General features: G+C 61.1%; 14 protein-coding genes. 1 reads left to right on the top strand and 13 read right to left on the bottom strand.

Features of this window, described 5'->3' with window-relative positions; all coding sequences use genetic code 11:
* Positions 1–398: 398 nt before the first annotated feature.
* From FB009_RS15840 to FB009_RS15875, 8 genes are all read right to left on the bottom strand, one after another.
* Entirely contained in the window at positions 399–1,646 is a 1,248-nt protein-coding gene (locus FB009_RS15840) for an OmpP1/FadL family transporter (RefSeq protein WP_011975322.1), read from the bottom strand.
* Between the two features lie 430 nt (positions 1,647–2,076).
* Positions 2,077–4,920 carry a valine--tRNA ligase gene (locus tag FB009_RS15845; protein WP_127580998.1) on the bottom strand — a complete coding sequence of 948 codons (2,844 nt, stop codon included), beginning with the start codon at positions 4,918–4,920 and terminating at the stop codon, positions 2,077–2,079.
* A gap of 306 nt (positions 4,921–5,226) precedes the next feature.
* Entirely contained in the window at positions 5,227–6,009 is a 783-nt protein-coding gene (locus tag FB009_RS15850; protein WP_011975320.1) for a PopZ family protein, read from the bottom strand.
* A gap of 250 nt (positions 6,010–6,259) precedes the next feature.
* Positions 6,260–7,630, bottom strand: a complete 1,371-nt coding sequence (gene tolC, locus FB009_RS15855; RefSeq protein ID WP_011975319.1) for an outer membrane channel protein TolC — start codon at positions 7,628–7,630, stop codon at positions 6,260–6,262.
* 283 nt (positions 7,631–7,913) lie between these two features.
* Positions 7,914–8,573, bottom strand: coding sequence for a protein-L-isoaspartate O-methyltransferase family protein (locus FB009_RS15860; RefSeq protein WP_011975318.1), 660 nt, complete (start codon positions 8,571–8,573; stop codon positions 7,914–7,916).
* 288 nt (positions 8,574–8,861) lie between these two features.
* The gene (gene exbD, locus FB009_RS15865) at positions 8,862–9,287 is read right to left on the bottom strand and encodes a TonB system transport protein ExbD (RefSeq protein WP_011975317.1); all 426 of its coding nucleotides are present in this window, start codon (positions 9,285–9,287) and stop codon (positions 8,862–8,864) included.
* 7 nt (positions 9,288–9,294) lie between these two features.
* Complete coding sequence (gene exbB / locus FB009_RS15870) at positions 9,295–10,272, bottom strand: tonB-system energizer ExbB (RefSeq protein WP_011975316.1); 978 nt, start codon at positions 10,270–10,272, stop codon at positions 9,295–9,297.
* A gap of 225 nt (positions 10,273–10,497) precedes the next feature.
* On the bottom strand, positions 10,498–12,897 hold the full coding sequence (locus FB009_RS15875) for a ComEC/Rec2 family competence protein (RefSeq protein WP_028054094.1): 2,400 nt from the start codon (positions 12,895–12,897) through the stop codon (positions 10,498–10,500).
* 306 nt (positions 12,898–13,203) lie between these two features.
* Between FB009_RS15875 and gltA the strand changes: the two genes are divergently transcribed.
* Positions 13,204–14,493: a citrate synthase gene (gene gltA, locus FB009_RS15880; protein WP_011975314.1), complete on the top strand. Its 1,290-nt coding sequence runs from the start codon at positions 13,204–13,206 to the stop codon at positions 14,491–14,493.
* A 186-nt stretch (positions 14,494–14,679) separates the two neighbouring features.
* Here the strand turns inward: gltA and lpxB are convergent, their stop codons facing one another.
* From lpxB to lpxD, 5 genes are read right to left on the bottom strand one after another with little or no spacing between them, the layout of a single operon-like run.
* Positions 14,680–15,879, bottom strand: a complete 1,200-nt coding sequence (gene lpxB / locus FB009_RS15885) for a lipid-A-disaccharide synthase (RefSeq protein ID WP_011975313.1) — start codon at positions 15,877–15,879, stop codon at positions 14,680–14,682.
* Positions 15,876–16,763, bottom strand: a complete 888-nt coding sequence (locus FB009_RS15890; protein ID WP_011975312.1) for an LpxI family protein — start codon at positions 16,761–16,763, stop codon at positions 15,876–15,878. Before FB009_RS15890 ends, lpxB begins: the two co-directional genes overlap by 4 nt.
* Positions 16,763–17,581 carry an acyl-ACP--UDP-N-acetylglucosamine O-acyltransferase gene (gene lpxA, locus FB009_RS15895; RefSeq protein ID WP_162142244.1) on the bottom strand — a complete coding sequence of 273 codons (819 nt, stop codon included), beginning with the start codon at positions 17,579–17,581 and terminating at the stop codon, positions 16,763–16,765. The genes FB009_RS15890 and lpxA overlap by 1 nt, the downstream gene beginning before the upstream one ends.
* Entirely contained in the window at positions 17,578–18,042 is a 465-nt protein-coding gene (fabZ, locus tag FB009_RS15900) for a 3-hydroxyacyl-ACP dehydratase FabZ (RefSeq protein WP_011975310.1), read from the bottom strand. The genes lpxA and fabZ overlap by 4 nt, the downstream gene beginning before the upstream one ends.
* Positions 18,035–19,099, bottom strand: coding sequence for a UDP-3-O-(3-hydroxymyristoyl)glucosamine N-acyltransferase (lpxD, locus tag FB009_RS15905; protein ID WP_102045314.1), 1,065 nt, complete (start codon positions 19,097–19,099; stop codon positions 18,035–18,037). The genes fabZ and lpxD overlap by 8 nt, the downstream gene beginning before the upstream one ends.
* Positions 19,100–19,117 lie beyond the last annotated feature (18 nt).

Raw genomic sequence — 19,117 nt, forward strand, 5'->3', positions numbered from 1 at the left:
GATCCATGCACAACCGCTCGTCACCAGCGAACTGATCGAGTTGACGCAGGTCAATCGCCCCGCACGCGGCCGGCGCGATCCTCGCAGGCGCGCCCCGGCATCTGCGCCACCGGTGCTCCGGCTGCGCGCCTGGCGCCAAATGCTTGGGGATGTCATGACGGCACTCAAACTCACTTCACCTCAACGCGGGGCATGGAACTCGACTACGCTTCCGCCCCTATATCGCTGCTCTCATTTTGTGGCGGGAAATGGACATAATCGACCCCGCCCGGACAGTAGCAAAACGTAGCAGGAAATGTGTTGCTGAATCGTCACATTCAGAACTGCTTATAAGCTTGGTTACCAGATACAAAAAAGGCCCGGCGCAAGCCGGGCCCAGAGCACTCGATGCGAGAGGGTCAGAACCTGACCTTCAGCGATGTCGAGATCGCCCCGACGAAGTCGTTGTCGAAATCGTAGGTGACCTCATTGCCGATCCTCTCGCCATTGAAACTGACCGGGCCGGAACTCCCGCTGGTCAAAATACCGACACTGCCAGCGAGGCGAAGTTCGACGTTCTCCGTCGGAGTATAGGAGACGCCGGATCCCAGCAGCCACGTGTCGGTCTGGGTGCCATAGCCGTGACTCGTACCGCGGTCCCAGGTGAGGCTGACCGCGCCGCTCCACTGATCGTTGAACTTATGGCCGACGCCGCCGGTAACGGTCCAACCGTCGCGATAAAGGAGATCAAGGGTGGTGCACGGCGTAAGCGGTGAGGCGGTCGCCGGGCAGAACTCGAGGACTTGCAATTGGCTCCAGTCCGTCCACTTGACCGAGCCGAAAGCCAACCAACCAGGAGCAATACCGGACTGCACCTTTAGTTCCAGCGAGTCCGGCATCGAGGCGGAACCCGAAACATCGTATTTGGTGCCACGGATCGGTCCACCTGGCGTCGGGAATGCGAACTGCGTCAGGTCAATGAATCCGGACAAATCGTCATAGTCGACCTTGCTGTTGTAGACGAGACTTGCCCGCATTGCATATTCCGGAATCTCATAGGCGATACCGGTGCGCCAACCCCACGCCTCGCCTTCGAGTTCAAGTCGGCCAACACCGGTAAGCGGCGCTACCGCGATTTCGGGGGCGACGAGCCTATCTTTGAAGCCGCCGATTTCCTGGTAGAAACCACCGCCGATGATGCGCACGACACCGGGGCCTACGTCCCACTTATAGGAGCAGGTGGCCGCATAATTGTCGCTTTCGACTTTCGTTTCGATGTTGTCGTTCGCACCCATCCAATTCTTGCCTGGATTGGTGTGGGCGCCCCAAGGCTGGGAGTAGTCCGCCATACAGTCAATGCTGTCACCCAGACCAGCCTTTACTCCAATACGGGGCGCCCAATAACTCTCCGTGTCCCGAACGCTTGTGCTTCCCCCACCGATCCCGTTGGAGCCGATCCCATTTGCCGGGTTGATATCGGCGACATTCTTCAGCTCACGCTGCGGATTAACGTAGGTCGCCGTCGCTTCGGCCGCATAGTCCGACGGGTCGAACAGAAGATCGATATTATAGCCGCTGCGCTCCAGCCCTCCCGCCTGCGCAGCCGAGGCCACGAGCATTCCGGCAACCGCAGCCAGAACACCCCGCTTCAATCCAATCCGAGCCATAAAGCTCCTCCCCTGCATTCCAAATGATGCGACCATTCACCTCGTGCCGCGCTTGAGGTGAGTATCCTCACGATTGCGTGAAATGGCAAACCGCCGGGCCCCGAACCGCCTTGGCGGAGACCTCCGCCAAATTTACGTAAGACCTTCATCTTTTGGCCGCAATTCGTAAATTCCGGATTTTTATTCCTCAAATGGAGGGAAAACAGAGGCCAGCAAGAAAAGCATCCTAGTGTCAAACCGAACTGTGACGCTGGAACAACAATGTTGCTTTTTGCAAATTAGGTCACCCAAGCACCGTTGAAATCCGACCGGGCAAAACCCATGCGTGTATTGTCGTCTTTCCTCTCCGGCCAACCGAATCACATGGAAGCCGCTATAAAAAATCCGCGGCAATGCTGCCGCGGATCATGGTCTCGCCTCGTGGTGACCTTCAGCCCGCTTCTGAAACGCGGGACAAAGCAATGCCGAGCGAGTCCTTCTGCGCGTCGAGTTCGACCAGCCGCTCGCGTTCGGCCTCCACCAGCTCGGGCCTGGCGTTGGCAACGAATTTCTCGTTGGCCAGCTTGCCGAGGATCCGCTCCCGCTCGACGTCGACTTTCGCGATCGCCTTTTCCAGGCGCAGTTTCTCGGCTGCGAGATCGATGAGGCTGCCAAGCGGAAGGCAAGCCGTCGCCTCGCCGATGACGATCTGCGCGCTGCCGCGCGGGGCCACAGCAGCAGGTTCGATCTTCTCCACCCTCGCCAGACGCTTTATGGCGGAAGCGTGCCGATCGAGACGCTCGCGCGTTTGCGCCTTCGCCCCGACCACCACAAGGGGGGCCATCGCCGCCGGGGGGACGTTCATTTCGGCCCGAACGGAACGAATGCCCGAGACGAGGTCGATCAGCCAGTTGATCTCGTCCGCCGCCGCATCATCCGCATAGAAGGCCGCAGGCCATTCGGCGTGACAAAGAAGCGTGGCGCGCTCGCGCCCTGGGCCGCTCGTCTTGTCCCAAAGCTCTTCCGTCATGAAGGGCATGAATGGATGCAGGAGCTTGTAGGTTTCGTCCAGAACATAGGCAGTGCAGGCCTGGGACTCCCGTTTGGCCGCCTCGTCGTCGCCATTGAAGACGGGCTTCAGGAGTTCGAGATACCAGTCGCAGAACTGGTTCCAGACGAAGCGGTAGAGGGTTCCGGCCGCATCGTTGAAGCGGTAGTCCTCGATTGCTTCGCTCACATCGCGGATGGTCCGCGACAGCTCCGTCAGAATCCAGCGATTGGTCGTGAGCGAAGCCGCCTCCGGGATGAAGCCTTCGCTGCTCGTTGCACCGTTCATCTCGGCAAAACGGGTTGCGTTCCAGAGTTTGGTTCCGAAGTTGCGGTAGCCCGCAATCCGGGCCGGATCGAGCTTCACGTCGCGCCCCTGAGCCGCCATTATCGCCAGCGTGAAGCGCAGCGCGTCGGCGCCGTATTCGTCGATGAGCTCGAGGGGGTCGATGACGTTGCCCTTGGACTTCGACATCTTCTGACCGTTCTTGTCCCGAACGAGCGCATGAACATAAACCGTGTGGAACGGCTCGACCGGCGTGCCGTCCGCATCCTTCATGAAATGAAGGCCCATCATCATCATCCGAGCGACCCAGAAGAAGATGATGTCGAAGCCCGTTACCAGCACATCGGTCTGATAGTATTTGTCGAGCTCCGGCGTCTCCTTCGGCCAACCGAGCGTGGAGAAGGGCCAGAGCGCGGAGGAGAACCAGGTGTCGAGAACGTCCTCGTCACGCGTCAGGATCTCACCCGGCTTGAAGTTTTCGAGCAAGTCCTCGACATAGGCCTTCATCGGTCCTTCATGGGCGATATAATGCTGAATCGCCGCATGCAGTGCTTCCTCCTCGGTTCGCTCGACGAAAATCTGCCCGTCGGGACCGTACCAGGCCGGAATCTGATGCCCCCACCAGAGCTGGCGCGAAATACACCAGGGCTGAATGTTCTCCATCCACTCGAAATAGGTCTTTTCCCAATTCTTCGGAACGAAGTTGGTCCTGCCTTCCTTGACGGCTGCAATGGCAGGCTTCGCCAGGGTCTTGGCGTCGACATACCATTGCTCGGTCAGGCGCGGCTCGATGGGAACGCCGCCGCGGTCGCCATGGGGCACCATATGCTTGTGTGGTTCGATATGGTCGACGAGGCCAGCCTCTTCGAGCATCTCCACGATGAGCTTACGGGCCTCGAAGCGATCCTTGCCCTCCAGCTGGTCCCAGGCGCCATGGAGCGCAGCCGGATGGTCGAGGCCCTCGAGGAAATCCTCGTTGTTCTTGATCGTGATCCGGCCGTCCGCTGTCAGAACATTGACCTGGCGCAGCCCCCTGCGCTTGCCGACGTCGAAATCGTTGAAGTCGTGGGCAGGCGTCATCTTCACCGCGCCGGTGCCGGTCGTCGGATCAGGATACTCGTCGGCGACGATCGGGATGCGGCGCCCGACGATCGGCAAAATGACATGCTTGCCGACAATCCCTTTGTAGCGCGCGTCGTCGGGATGAACGGCAACGCCGGTATCGCCGAGCATGGTCTCAGGGCGCGTGGTCGCGACGACCAGATAGTCGCGGGTCTCCCATTCCGTCGCATTGCCGTCTTCATCGAAGGAAACCGGGTGCTCATAGGTCACGCCATCTTCGAGCGGGTAGCGCAGGTGCCAGAGATGCCCATTGATCTCGACCTGCTCTACCTCTATGTCGGAAATCGCCGTTTGCAGCTTCGGATCCCAGTTGACCAGGCGCTTGTCGCGATAGATGAGGCCTTCCTTGTAAAGGCTGACGAAAACCTCGATGACGGCGTCGGAAAGCCCCTCGTCCATCGTGAAGCGCTCACGCGACCAGTCGCAGGAGGCACCGAGCCGCTTCAATTGATTGAAGATCAGGCCACCGGATTCGGCCTTCCACTCCCAGACCTTCTCAATGAAGGCCTCGCGTCCCATCTCGCGGCGGCCCGGAAGCTGCCGTTCCCTGAGCTGGCGCTCGACGACCATCTGGGTGGCGATACCCGCATGGTCCATACCCGGCTGCCAGAGTACGTCCTTGCCGCGCATGCGTTCGAAGCGGACCATGAGGTCCTGCAGCGTATTGTTGAGCGCATGACCCATATGCAGCGAACCCGTCACGTTCGGCGGCGGGATCACGATCGTGAAGGTCTCTGCCCCGGGCTTCGCATTCGCACCGGCACGGAAGGCGTCCGCCTCGTCCCAGGCTTTGGCGATCTTCGGTTCTACCGCTGCGGAATCGTAGGTTTTATCAAGCATTCTTCAGCCGATTTTTTGGAGATTGATGTCAGCGTTTGTAAACCGGAACGCCCGGGGCGAGTCAACCTGAACGGGGAAAAAGCCGCTTTCATCGCGAACGCGGCCTCCTCGTTGAAACACTTTCGATCAGTGATGGTAACGGTTTCCGTTCGGACGTCCAGCCATCGCAGGTCCTTGGTTGAAAGAACCCTTCGCACAGCAGACGCGGCGGTGCCGATGACAAGCGCGAAAACGCCAGGCAAAATCGAACGGTCAATTCAGCTTGCACACAGGCGGCTTGCCAGCCCTGAGGTGCTATGCACCGATTCAGCGCCGCGGCCCGCGGGCCACCCGTTCGATTTCCTCGCGCACCAGTCTCTCCACCAGAGTCGGCAGGTTGTCGTCCAACCATTCCTGCAGCATCGGGCGCAGCATCGCCTCGGCGATTTCGTCGAAGGAACGGCGAGGACCGTTCTCCACGGCATGCGCCAGTTCGTCGAAGGCGCGCGCCACCTGGCGGCTGACAGCCGGGGAAACGATCGAGCCTGGCGCGCTTTCCGGCTCGGCTGGCTCTTCCGGTGCGGCCGCATGCGCATCCACTGCCGGCTCCCCGGTTGCAGGGGCCGGGTCGCCATGCGCCGGGAAGCGGCTCACAGAACCTCCTGTGGCCGCATTCGACGCGAGGGCAGCCGAAGAAGGGAACGCCGCAACGCGTGAAATCACAGGGCTATCCTCTGGCGAACGCGCATCCGCTCCCCCTGTTTGCTCTCTCTGTGGCGTATGCACCGCCTGCCGCTCGGACGCCGCCCTCACCCTTGCCGCAACATCTGCAAGCGAAAGCGGCGCAGTCGAGGACAGTGATGAGCCGGTACGGGTTTCGGCCACCGATTGTGACGACCCCACGGCGGAAAATCGATCTTCAATGGAACCGAAATCGTTCGCTTCTGTCTCGGAATCGATCGAATGATCGGCATCATCGCCGCCGTCGTCCTCGAAACTCTGCCGCATGGAGGTTCCGGTCGGCCCAGGCTCGTTACTCTCGATGATCTTGCGAATGGATGCCAGAATCTCATCCATCGAAGGTTCGCGTGCGACGTTGAGCTGCGCCATTTCAATCCCCGTTTGCTGCGGACGAACACGGAAAAGCCTTCCGTGTGCCGATTCGAACAAACCTTAAGTGAGTTCGCCGGCGAAACAAACGCCGCGAATCAGCTCCGTAAATTCTTGCACAGATTTGTTTTTTTCGGCAGAGGCCATGGCGACTGCGCCGTAACGCGAAACGCCGCGGTCCCTTATCGGCCACGCGGCGTCGTGCGTCATGTTCATGATTTCAGGCCGTACCGGCCTAAACCATCGTAATCTAGCGTCCGTCGACGGTACGCAGTCCGAACCACTTGTCCTTGACGGCCTCGTAGTGTTCCTCGGCCCGGTATTCAGCCACCTGGAGGCCCTGACTCCTGACGGTGAGGTGCCCCATTGCGGCGAGCAGGGCATAACTGGCAACCACGGCATCACGCTGCGCCCCGGCCAGCGACTCCTGCGCATCCAGAACGTCCTGCTGTGCATCGAGCACATCCAGTGTCGTGCGCTGGCCGACCTTGCGTTCTTCGATCACGCCCTCCAGCGCCAGGTTCGCGGCGGAGATCTGCGACCTGCTGGCTCGGATTCTGGCGAGCGCGGATTCGAGCTGCGCATGGGCCGAGACGACGGTCTGCTGCACCGAAGCGCGTGCAGAGTCGACGAGGATCCGCTGCTGTCCGAGTATTTCCTTGGCTTGGCGAATCTGACCATATTCCGCACCGCCCTGATAAATCGGAACTTCGAGCCGGGCCGTGACACTCGCGGTCGTGTCATCAAGCCCCTGACCGGCATTTCCGGTGTTGCGCGTTACGGCGCCCTGGAGGACGACGCCGGGCAACATCGTGCCTTCGGCGGACTTGACCTGATAGCCGGCCGAATCGACGGCATATTGAGCCGCCAGGATTTGCGGGTTTTCGCGCAGCCCGGTCGCAACGGCCTGGTCGAGCGACCTTGGCATGGCCTTGGTCGCAGGCCCCGGCTGCCTGATGCCGGTCGGCGCCGCGCCGACGATCTGCACATAAACCGCCTCGCTCTGCTTCAGCTGCGCGACGGCAGCGACGAGCAGCGACTGAGCGTTGGCGAGTTCCGCCTGCGCCTGGCTCACATCGGTCCGCGTGCCCTCGCCCACATCGAGGCGGGCCTGCGCTGCGTTCAGCTGCTCCCTGAGGAAGGCCAGGTTCTGCCGGCGGATGGAAACGATCTGCTGGTCGCGTGCGATGTTAGCATAGGATTGCGCGGCCGAAAGCAGGATCTGAATCTCATTGGCCTTCAGCGTTTCGCGACTCGAAAAAACCTCCGCTTCGGCGGCGCGGACATTGTTCAGCGTCTGAAATCCATCGAAGATCATCTGCGTGATGGAGATGCCTACCTGCCCGGCATGAAGGTCTTGCGCCCGACTTTTTTCCTGGTCGAGCCGCGTCAGGGTTCCCGTCGCGGATGCGGAAATCTGCGGCCGAAAGCCTGACTTCGCGATCGGAACCCCTTCATCCGTAGCCCGCAACCCGGCGCGAGCGGCATTGAGATCCGGGTTGTTCGCATAGGCCTTGGCCATCGCCCCGAAAATCGTCTCCGCGAGAACGGCATGGGGCGCGAGCAGCACACTGGTCGAGACAGCCGCCCACAAGGCTGCTTTGCGGACAATCGACACCATCTTCCCTCCGATCAACCGAGGCAGCATTTGCCACCCCCGCATTTCAGCAGGCCAATCGCCTTTCGGCGGCCTGCACAAACCTTACGGTGAAGCTCCGCGCCACCCATGGCGGGCAAATCACCGCTTCCAAGCTCTTTTGAACTCCGGATTCGGTCCTACGACAACTGCGCACCGACCCTCTACACGGCCATTTCAAAAAGAAACAAATAATACGTTGCCGTTCGGCAACATTGCAGTTTCAGCGTCAACACTCATATGTTGAGCTACCTCAATAAGAGGCCCATCAAAAAACAAAACTACGCTCGAGAAGGAAACCGGGAAGCGGTTTCACGGCCGTATTGAAGTCAGCTCGCTCCGATGTCATGCCCGATTCGCGCGCATAAAGTTTTGCACGGGAAGCGTTACCAAAACCTTCCACCGTCACGAGGCGTCCACCGTCGCGAAGCTGCTCGAACAGTTCGGCCGGTATGATTTCCACTGCACCGTTGACGAAGATTACATCATAGGGTGCTTCCGCCGCATAGCCTTTGGTCAGATCGCCACTCACGACGGCGACGTTGTCATAACCGAGACGCGACAGCGTTGCCGTGGCCGTCGCAGCGAGGGCTTCGTCGCTCTCCAGGGCCACGACGGAACCGGCGAGAAGCGAAAGCAATGCCGAAGCGTAGCCAGTGCCGCAGCCAATCTCGAGGACCAGGTCGGATTTCGAAATTTCTGCGAGCTGAAGCAGCTTCGCCAGCGGCGATGGCTCCATCAGGTAACGCGGCTGCACCCCGCCCACGAGTTCGACGTCGGTGTCGATATAGGCCAGTTCCCGCATCTTGGCTGGAACGAACTCCTCGCGCGGCACCGACAGGAAGGCGGACAGGACTGAATGCGACGTCACATCCGTGGTCCGGATCTGGTTGTCCACCATCTTGATGCGGGCTGCTTCGAAGTTCATGATATTGCCTCGTGTCGGAATGGGCGCGGCGCCTTGGAATAGCGTTCGATCTGGCGTCGGGCTGCTGCCACTCTGTTGCCTGAAGCGTGTCGCATCAATCGAAATCATGCGACACGCTTCAGTTTGTTGTCTTTGCGCATATGCTCAGGACCGCTTCGCAGCCTGTGCACGTGCACAAAGCTCATAGATCGCCGCACGTCCGGTTTCAAGCGACTGCATATCTGCGCACGCAAAAAGGCGTCCGTCAGTCGTGTGTCGGCATGGCGGTGCAGAGCATAAGGAGGTTGCCTAGCGGGCGGGCGCTGCTTCCAGACCGACGAGTGCGATCTTGGCGTAGCCGGCATTCTGAATGAGGTTCATCACCGTCATCAGTTCTCCATAGTCGACCAGCCGATCGGCGCGCAGGAGCACGCGCGTCTCCGTATTGCCGCCGGTTGTCCGGTTCAACTCCGACACAAAGGCCTCGCGAGGGGCCTCTTCATTGCCGACGGCAAGCGTGAGATCGGCCTTCAGGGTGACGAAGACCGGTTTGTCGTCACGCGGCGCGGGTTTTGCCACCGATTGCGGCAGATCGACCTTCATGTCGACGGTCGCCAGCGGCGCAGCCACCATGAAGATGATGAGGAGCACGAGCATGACGTCGATGAAAGGGGTAACGTTGATCTCGCTGTTCTCGTCGAGATCGCCGCTGCCTTCGGATGTTTTTCCTGCCATCCCTTGCTTATCCGATTCTGGCGATAGCGTCTGGGCCGTGGGTGAAGCTGTCCTGGCGGCGCGACGCTTTGCGGGCGTGACGATGATCCAGATCGCGGCTTACCAACCTCTCAACGGCTGCTCCCGCATCCGCAAGGATGAGCTTGTAGCCCCCGACCGACCGGGCGAAGTAATTGTAGATCACCACCGCAGGTATCGCCGCGACGAGTCCTATTGCCGTCGCCAGCAGCGCCTCTGCAATACCCGGCGCAACAATGGCGAGGTTGGTTGTCTGCGCCTTGCTGATGCCTATGAAGGAATTCATGATACCCCAGACGGTACCGAAGAGGCCAACGAACGGTCCGACGGACCCGATGGAGGCCAAAATCCCGGTACCGGCGCTCATCCTCTTGCCGGCGCGAACCTCTATACGCGTAAGCAGCGAAGAGACGCGTTCCTTCACCCCGGCTGACGGCGTAAGATCCAGAACGGCCTCGGAGCGTGTCATTTCGTCGATCGCCGCAGTGACCATGTTTCCGGCGACGCCGGAGCGGCGCTCGAGCTTGGAATGAACCTCGGCCAGGCCATTTGCCGAAACGAGATTTGCTACGGCGCGCTTGAGACGCGACTTGGCATAGGCGAGTTCCAGCGTCTTGACGATGAAGATCGCCCAGGTTGCGACGGATGCAAGCGCAAGAGCGATCATCACCGCTTTAACGACGATATCGGCGGCAAGAAACATTCCAACCGGCGAGAGATCGTGCGGAAGCACCGGGTTCGCTCCCTCCGCCGTTGCGCCGTCCGTCGCTGCCTCGACCGACTCGCCCGCCTGCAGGAGCGGTCCATCGGCGCCCGACACGTCCGGCGCCGCAGGCTGGGCGTCGACCGAAACGGAATTGGGCTGTTGTGCGGTCTGCGCAAGCCCGGCACCAACCGGACCGAAAAGAAAGACAGTGAGCATTGCGGTCAGCAACAGGTTCAATTTCGACCGGACCCGATCAGACATCTCGTTCCTCTTTTCCGCATCCGCCCGGGCGTCACGGGCCTGCAATCAACTCTTCAACAATCTGGTGGGCGCGGCATGCAAGCCGCATCCGCTCGCGTCCCGCCCAGCTTGCCGGCGGAACGCCTTCGCAACGCTCTTTACGACAAACGATGGAGGAATGACAAGATTGTGGAGTACAATAATCAAGAATATGGCAGCAGATGGGGCGATGTTGATCGCGCGGCCTCAAAGCGGTGACCCCTCAGGCACGAAACTGCCGGCCCGCCAGTCATAGCGGCGATGACGCTGCCAGGGTCTTTCCGTGGAGGAGAACGAGCCGACGACCTGCATGCGCGGTGATCCCGCCTGCTCCGGCACGGCATGAATTTCAACGGACCCCGTGCGTCGCAACGTCCTGGTGCTTATGATCAGCGATGCGCCGGGCGGGCAGGCTGCCACAGGCCGGCGGCTGGCAACGACGACCAAATCGGCGTGACCGCACAAGAGGGGCACCAATTCGGCCTTTTCGACAATCGCTACTGTCCAACCTTCCCGGCTACGACCGACGCACCCGGTGCCTTTCCGGCACGTAAAAACGCCCACTTTGGCGGAAGCCAGCAAAGCTGCCGTGTCGACGTCGCTTCCCGCGTACACAGGGAGATCGAGCGGCACTGCATGCTCTGAGACGGCAAGCGCCCGCCGCCATTGCGAGAAGATGAACTCCGGCGGACGGCTCCGATTGGTCGCGATCGCATCAGCGGTGACGAGGCCGACCAGTTGAGCGTCCTCGGATATTACGATCGACGGGCGCTCCTCCCGCGGATCGAGAGCAATCACGCATACACCCAACGCGACGAGCCCAGCGCCTCCAAGAGCCAATCGCGTTCTCAACACGCAAAGCAGCGTGCCGCCGAGGGCGATGAGAAAGAAGGGCCCATCGGCCATGCGCCCGGTCGTCCACTCGCCATCGAGCGCGGCGACATATCGCGCGACCGCCATCATCCAATCCAGCCCCTGCCCCATGATCACGAGCGGATAATGTTCGAGCCCAAATGGCATGAGCAGCATCGCGAACAGCGCGAAAGGCATAATGAGTACGCTGGTCAGAGGGGTCGTGAGAACATTTGCGACCAGCCCGTAGGCGGGAAGCCGGTTGAAATGGGCAGCCGCGTAGACAGCGGTCGCCATTCCGCCAATGAGGGAAGTGGCAACGGTGCCTACAGCGAGGCTGGATACGGCGCCCATGCCCGGCCGGCTGCCCGAGCTCTCTCGATGCTTTCTCCTCTGGTCGCGCCAGCGGGCATAGCCCGCCACAAGGGCAAGCGTCGCCGCAAAGGACATTTGAAATCCGGGTCCGGCTGCCGCCGACGGCGTCCAGGCGAGAATGATCAATGCGGCGAGCGCGACGTTGCGCAGGCTGATCGAAACGCGGTCGAACAGCACTGCGACGAGCATGATCGAAATCATTATCCAGGATCTGACTGCCGAGACGGCGCCACCGGAAATCAGGATATAGAAGAAGACCATGAGAAGAGCGCCGACGGCGGCAATCTTCTTGGCGGAGTGCCTTTCGGCCAGGCCGGGAATGAGGCTCAGCAGCGTCCGGGCGCCAATCAGAAAGGTACCCGCGGCGAGCACCATGTTAAGCCCGGAGATCGCAAGGACATGCGAGAGGCCGGCCGCACGCAATGTCTCGACCGCCTCTCGGCTGATCGCGCGCTCCTCGCCGGTCACGAGCGCGGCAGCGATCGCACCCGTGTCGCCACCGATCGCCGAGCGTATGCGGTTGCCGATCGCCTCGCGGACCGGTGCCAGATATGCAGCCGCCCGTTCCCCGAGCGAAGTTTCTGCTATGTCTCTGCCTGACGCGGCGCCCGCCAACGCCCGCGGCGCACCATAGAAAAACCCCACCGCGCCCAAGCCTTTGAAATAGGCGCCGAAAGCGAAGTCGTTGAGACCGGGCAGAGCAGGCCCCGAAGGCGGCGACAAACGGGCCTTGCCTTCGATGATCGCCCCGATGGCAAAAGGCTCGTGGCGGCTCCGCGCCAGAAGCGTTGTCCTTTCCGGTGCCCTGCGCAGCCGCGGGTTCGATGTTTCCTGTATCTCCACGAGATAGCGCCAGCGTCCCCTGTCGTCCGGATCCCGTGACAAAACCGTCCCGCGAACAGTCGTTGTCACGGGCGCGTCGAGAATGACGGTGTCGCGCCTGGCCGTTTCGGCCGCGGCGAGCAGCATGCCGGCAGCAAACAGTGCCGGCGCGACCGCCAGAGGCCGCCAGGGGCGGAGGTTCCCTCGGCAAAGCAGCGCAGATATTCCGAAAACGCAAAGCAGCGCTGCAAGTTTAGCGGTTCCGACGGTTTCGGGCAGCGCAAACCATGCCAGGGATCCGAGCGCGAGCACGACCGGAACCAGGACGAAGCCGTGGCCGTATTCCTGCTCTTCGGCGGCCGCACGACTTATCCCGCGGGAGACAGCGGCGGCGGTGGAACGAGTCCTGTTGCGAATGGTTGCAGAACGCCGGTCGGCAGGCGCTCGGCCGGCGGAGGCGATCGCCAATTTGCCGGCGACGACCCCGGTGCCTTCGGCGGGGGGCGGAGAGCTGTGCTCGTCGTCGCGCAAGACAATCCGTACCTGACTCTCCGCCATTTCCGCTCCGCGCGCCGCAACTTTAGCGATCATGCAGGCAACGCGACGACCTTGCAACTCGAAGGTCAATGCTCAAAAATGAGGCAGACCAGATAGAATGGTCCCGCATTATCAGCTTAGCGATCATTGATCTCCCTGAACGAATTGCCGTAACATGCGTTTGTTGCGTTGCCATATGTGGTTTTCGCATCGCACAAGTTTGCCTTTGGTACTGCTTGGCAGTCGAAAATAAATCATATAGCAAATTCGCACCGCTCAAATTCGCGGCACAGAGCTATGCCACGATGCCACAACACGGAGGGTCCCATGTCAGAGAAAAGCGCGACAGTAACATTCGGCGGTAAATCCGCGGATCTGCCGGTGCGATCGGGATCGATAGGTCCGGACGTTGTGGACATCGGTTCGCTTTACAAGCAGACGACGATGTTCACCTACGATCCGGGCTTCACCTCCACGGCTTCGTGTGAGTCCAAGATCACTTACATCGACGGCGACGAGGGCGTCCTGCTTCACCGCGGTTTCCCGATCGAGCAACTGGCGGAGCACGGCGATTTTCTCGAAGTCTGCTATCTGCTCCTCTACGGCGAACTGCCGACCAAGGCGCAGAAGGCCGATTTCGACTATCGCGTCACGCATCACACCATGGTCCATGAACAGATGTCGCGGTTTTTCACCGGCTTCCGCCGCGACGCCCATCCGATGGCGGTCATGTGCGGCTGCGTCGGGGCGCTTTCCGCCTTCTATCACGACTCGACGGACATCACGGATCCGCACCAGCGAATGGTCGCGTCGCTCCGGATGATCGCCAAGATGCCCACCATTGCGGCGATGGCCTACAAATACCATATCGGGCAGCCCTTCGTTTACCCGAAGAACGACCTCGATTACGCCTCCAACTTCCTGCGCATGTGTTTCGCCGTGCCCTGCGAGGATTATGTCGTAAACCCGGTTCTCGCCCGCGCGATGGACCGGATATTCATCCTGCATGCCGACCACGAGCAGAACGCATCGACTTCGACCGTGCGCCTCGCCGGTTCGTCGGGTGCGAACCCCTTCGCCTGTATCGCCGCCGGCATCGCCTGCCTTTGGGGACCGGCCCATGGTGGCGCCAACGAGGCTGCGCTGAACATGCTCGCCGAAATCGGTACTGCCGACCGCATCCCGGAATATATAGCCAAGGCCAAGGACAAGAATGACCCGTTCCGTCTCATGGGCTTCGGCCACCGGGTCTACAAAAACTACGATCCGCGCGCGAAAATCATGCAGAAAACGACGCATGAGGTTCTCGCCGAACTCGGCCACAAGGACGATCCGCTTCTGGAAGTCGCGATGGAACTCGAGCGCATAGCGCTAACTGACGAGTACTTCGTCGAGAAGAAGCTCTATCCGAATATCGACTTCTACTCCGGCATAACGCTGAAGGCGCTGGGCTTCCCCACCACGATGTTCACGGTGCTGTTCGCGCTTGCCCGCACGGTCGGCTGGATTGCCCAGTGGAACGAAATGATCGAGGATCCGGAGCAGCGCATCGGCCGGCCGCGCCAGCTTTATGTCGGCGCACCGCTGCGCGACTATGTGCCGATCACCAAGCGCTGAACGGCGAACGCAGGCAACAAAAAGCCCCACCAACCGTCATCCTCGGGCTTGACCCGAGGATGACGCGAGGGGCGTCGCGGCACGTTCGCAAAACCTATGATTGCCTCGGCCGTTCGCAGTGCGGACCACCAGCCGATGGCTGCACGGACCGCCCCGTGCCGTTCTCGTGCGCTACCCCACCACTCGTCATCCTTTGGCTTGACCCGAGGATCCCTTCCGCCCCGCTTGAATATAGGTCAAAACGATGTCCGCCGCCTTTTCGCCTGGCGGACGATCCGTCTCCATTCGCTGCTGCACGAGCGCGAACCCGTCGAGCATCGCGCGTCGTTGAGGCGTGTCACAGGAAAGCCGCTCGAACCAGCGCGTCAGGGAGGCCGGCCGTATCATCTTGTTGAAATATTCCGGAACGACCGGAAAATCCGCGATCAGGTTCGGAAGCGCTGCGGTCCAGATCCGGATGCGGGAATGCAGGAGGCTTACGAGCCAGTCGGCAGAATAGGTGGAGACGACGGGAACGCCGGCGAGCGCCAGCTCGAGGATAACCGTACCCGATGCGGCTATGGCCGCGTCGGCTTCGGCGAAAGCCTCCCATTTCCTTTCCGAAGTTACACTGATCGCGGGTTGCACCCTCCAGGAGGCCGTCATCGCCCTCACCCGTTCTTCCTGCCGAGGCACAGTTGGCAGAAGGAAGCGGATGCCTTCGTTCCGATCAGCGAGTTCTTCGACTGTGTCGCGAAAGACAGGCAGCAGGCGGCTGATCTCGCTTCCGCGTGAGCCGGGTAACAGGAGACAGGCGTTCGCCCCGCCCGGTTCCTGCGCCTGTTGCTTCAGCCGCTGGCGCTGCCGTACGGCAAGCACGTTGCTGTCCAATGCCAGCCTGTGACCGACATAGGTGGTCGGCGGGCCGCCGAGTTTCACCATCACGTCCGGTTCGAACGGCAGAACCGCCAGCACGTGATCCACATAAGCCCGCATGCGCGGCGCCCGTTCCGGCTTCCATGCCCAGACGCTCGGGCAGACATAATCGATCACCGGCAAGTCCGGCAGTGCGGCGCGGACGCGCTGCGCCACTCGGTGAGTGAAATCGGGGCTGTCGATTATAACCAGAGCATCCGGCCGCGCAGCGGTGATCGCGCTCGCGGTCTGTCGAATCCGCGCCAGGAGCTTGGGAAGATTTGCCAGGACCTGCGAGAAGCCCATGATCGAGAGTTCGGAATAGTCGAACAACGGCCGAAGCCCTTCGGCCTCGAGTGCCTCGCCGCCGATACCAACGAGTTCGACGGTACCGTCCGCCCGATCGCGCAGGGCCCGCACGAGGTCGGCGCCGAGCAGGTCGCCGGAAACTTCGCCGGCGATGACCGCCAGCCTGTAGGCTCTATCGGTCATTCCCGCTCCCTGCGGAGATTGCGCTCGATACCCAGTACAAACATACCGCTCCTGTCGGCCGCCTCCACAAGGCGTGTCCGCTCCAGAACCAGCGCGCGCCCCGCCTCGATGGCAATGCCCGCGAGGCCGGCTGCATGCGCTTCTGCAACGGTTGACGGACCGATCGAAGGCAGGTCCGCCCGCTCGTCCTGTTGCGGTTTGCAGAGCTTCACGAGAACACCGCGGCGGCGGACGGATATTCGCCCGTCTTTCCTGAGGTCGGAAACTCTCGCCAACATGGCGTCCGTTCCTTCCGCGCCTTCAAGCGCCACAACCCTGCCGCCGACGGCGACGGCACCCTGGCCGACGTCGAGCGCACCCAGTGCATTTGCCGCGGCAATGCCTGCCCGGATGTCGCGCTGGTCCTCGTCCGTGGGTGCGTGCCTGCCAAGCGGACCGACATCCGCAAGAAGCCCAGGAACGACTTCGTGCGCACCGATCACATGTGCGCCGCTCGCCTCGATCAGCTCGATCACCATGCGCAGGACCGCATCGTCACCACCGGACATCAGGGTGCGGAAAACGCGCGGCACCTTGGCCAGCGTCTTCAATGTAGGACGAATATCGCGCCACTCCGGACGCCGTCGCACTGCACCCGAAAGGACCACTCGATCGATCTTCTCGGCCTCGAAGGTGTGGCTGATTGCGGCAAAGTCCCCGATTGCGCAAACCGTATGGTCGAAGCCGGTCCAATCGGCATCGGCCTCCCGCGACAGCGCAATTATGAACGGGTTTTCCCCCTGACGGCGTGCCGCCTCGGCGACATGATGGGGAAGTGCACCGGCACCGGCAATGATGGCGAGCCTGCCTTTTGACTGCGGCAGGCGATGAATCGCCACCGACATCAGCCTTTGGCGCCGCGATTCGGCGACGACAGCGCGCGGTCGCTCTCGGCGGCGATAAAGTCCAGGATCTCTAGAGCCGGTGCGCAATCGAGATACTCGTCGCGGATTGCGGCTGCGTTTGCACGGATCGAGCCATCCCCCTCGAAAATCTGCTTGTAGCACCGCCGAACCCGATGAATCGTCGAACGATCGAACCCTGCGCGAGTCATCCCGACGACGTTGAGGCCGCTCAAGAGCCCGGGATTGCCGTTGAGCATCCCGTAGGGAATAACGTCATAGCTCACCGCGGACAGCCCGCCGATGAAGGCCTGCCGGCCGATACGGGTGAACTGGTGAACTGCCGAACCGCCGCCGAGGATGGCGCGGTCCGCAACGGTGACGTGCCCCGCAAGCATGACATTGTTGGAGAGGATGATATTGTTTCCGAGGCGGCAATCATGCGCTACGTGCGAGTAGGCAAGGAAAAGATTGTTATCGCCGACAATCGTTGCACCGCCATGCTCCACCGTGCCCGTATTCATGGTCACGCCTTCGCGGATGGTACAGTTCTCGCCGATCACCAGCGTGGTATTCAATGCGCTATGGTGCATGCTCTGCGAATCGCCGCCGATAACCGCTCCCGGAAAGATCTTCGTCCCCTTGCCGACGGTGGTACGGCCGATGACTGTGACGTGGCTCAGAATTTCGACTTCATCGGCAAGAACGACATTCGGCCCGATATGGCAGAACGGGCCGATCTTAACGTTTTCGCCGATTACCGCCCCGCCCTCGATCGCCGAGGACGGATGGATCTTCGCACTTGATGCTATCATTCTCAGACGTCTTCCTTGCTGACAATCATCGCGCCGATATCAGCTTCGGCGACGAGTTGCCCGTCAACTTTTGCATCACAGTGAAACTTCCAGATATTGCCGCGCTGCTTTTGCTTTACGACATGAAATTCTACCCGGTCTCCCGGTACGACGGGCTTGCGGAAGCGGGCGTTGTCGATCGTCATGAAATATACGAGATTGCTTCCGCCCCCCGTCTTGCGGGCACAGATCGCGCCGGCCGTCTGCGCCATGCCTTCGATCAAAAGGACGCCCGGCATGATCGGCTTCTCGGGGAAGTGGCCCGTGAAATGCGGCTCATTGGCCGTCACGTTCTTGATCCCGATGGCCGAATTGTCGCTATCGATCTCGATGATGCGATCCACGAGCAAGAAGGGATAACGATGGGGAAGAAGCTTCAGGATTTCCTGTATGTCCGCGGTTCCGAGGACCGTTGCAGCTTCATTCATCCTTGCCACCCTTCTTCTTCTGCCTCTCGCTCGACCTCAGCGCCATTTCAGCGACATCGCGGAGAAAGTCGCGCATCGGCCGCGCCGGAATACCGCCGTAGCGTTCGCCGGCCGGCACATCGCTTGCCACGCCACTCATTGCTGCGATCTGCGCACCACTTCCGATGCTGGTATGCCCGTTGACCCCGACGCCTCCGCCGATCATCACTCCGTCGCCGATCTGGGCGCTGCCGGCAATGCCGACCTGACTGACGATGCCGCAATAGCGGCCAATGCGCACGTTGTGGCCGATCTGCACGAGATTGTCGATCTTCGTCCCCTCGCCGATCACCGTGTCGTCCATGGTGCCACGATCGATCGTCGTGTTGGCACCGATCTCAACGTGATCCTGTATGATCACCCGTCCGACCTGGACGATTTTGATCATCCCGCCCGTCGGACCAGGCGCATAGCCGAACCCGTCCTGGCCGACGCGCGTTCCAGGGTGAATGATGACGTTGTTGCCGATCAGCGCGCAAAGAATGCTCACACCCGCGGAGATGGTGCAATCGCGGCCGATCCGCACACCGGGTCCTATCATGGCGCCCGCAGCGATTCGCGTGCCGCTTCCGATTTCAGCGCCGGCACCGATCACCGCCATCGGCTCGACCTCTACGCCTGCCTCCAGGCGCGCCGTGGAATCGACGAAGGCTCCCGGAGATACGCCTCTCTCACTCGTATTATAGGATGGCCGCATGGCCCTTTCATGAAGCAAGGTGCCTGCAAGCGCAAAGGCGGTATGCGGCTTCGCGGTCAATAATACGGGAATGGTATCGGGAACGAGCGACGATATCGCCTTGTCGCAGATGATCGCAGTGGCGCTGCAGGTCTGCAATTCCTCGCGGCTTTTGCGCGACAGCATGTAACAGACGTCGCCGGCCTTGGCGCGATAGACCGGCGCGACCGCACGCACTGCGCGGTCGGCGGCGGTAGCATCCAGCAATTCCGCCCCAATCTGATCCGCAAGGTCGCCCAAACGAATCCCGTCATGGGGCGGGAAAAACCAATTCTTTTCCATGGACACTCCAGAACGATT

Source organism: Sinorhizobium medicae (genome assembly GCF_007827695.1).
Lineage (GTDB): Bacteria > Pseudomonadota > Alphaproteobacteria > Rhizobiales > Rhizobiaceae > Sinorhizobium > Sinorhizobium medicae.

Coding starts and splice junctions, on each gene's coding strand:
- gltA (WP_011975314.1), top strand. CDS start 13,204: ATGTCAGAGAAAAGCGCGACAGTAACATTCGGCGGTAAATCCGCGGAT.
- lpxB (WP_011975313.1), bottom strand. CDS start 15,879: ATGACCGATAGAGCCTACAGGCTGGCGGTCATCGCCGGCGAAGTTTCC.
- FB009_RS15845 (WP_127580998.1), bottom strand. CDS start 4,920: ATGCTTGATAAAACCTACGATTCCGCAGCGGTAGAACCGAAGATCGCC.
- tolC (WP_011975319.1), bottom strand. CDS start 7,630: ATGGTGTCGATTGTCCGCAAAGCAGCCTTGTGGGCGGCTGTCTCGACC.
- exbB (WP_011975316.1), bottom strand. CDS start 10,272: ATGTCTGATCGGGTCCGGTCGAAATTGAACCTGTTGCTGACCGCAATG.
- FB009_RS15860 (WP_011975318.1), bottom strand. CDS start 8,573: ATGAACTTCGAAGCAGCCCGCATCAAGATGGTGGACAACCAGATCCGG.
- FB009_RS15890 (WP_011975312.1), bottom strand. CDS start 16,763: ATGTCGGTGGCGATTCATCGCCTGCCGCAGTCAAAAGGCAGGCTCGCC.
- fabZ (WP_011975310.1), bottom strand. CDS start 18,042: ATGAATGAAGCTGCAACGGTCCTCGGAACCGCGGACATACAGGAAATC.
- FB009_RS15875 (WP_028054094.1), bottom strand. CDS start 12,897: ATGGCGGAGAGTCAGGTACGGATTGTCTTGCGCGACGACGAGCACAGC.
- lpxD (WP_102045314.1), bottom strand. CDS start 19,099: ATGGAAAAGAATTGGTTTTTCCCGCCCCATGACGGGATTCGTTTGGGC.
- exbD (WP_011975317.1), bottom strand. CDS start 9,287: ATGGCAGGAAAAACATCCGAAGGCAGCGGCGATCTCGACGAGAACAGC.
- FB009_RS15850 (WP_011975320.1), bottom strand. CDS start 6,009: ATGGCGCAGCTCAACGTCGCACGCGAACCTTCGATGGATGAGATTCTG.
- FB009_RS15840 (WP_011975322.1), bottom strand. CDS start 1,646: ATGGCTCGGATTGGATTGAAGCGGGGTGTTCTGGCTGCGGTTGCCGGA.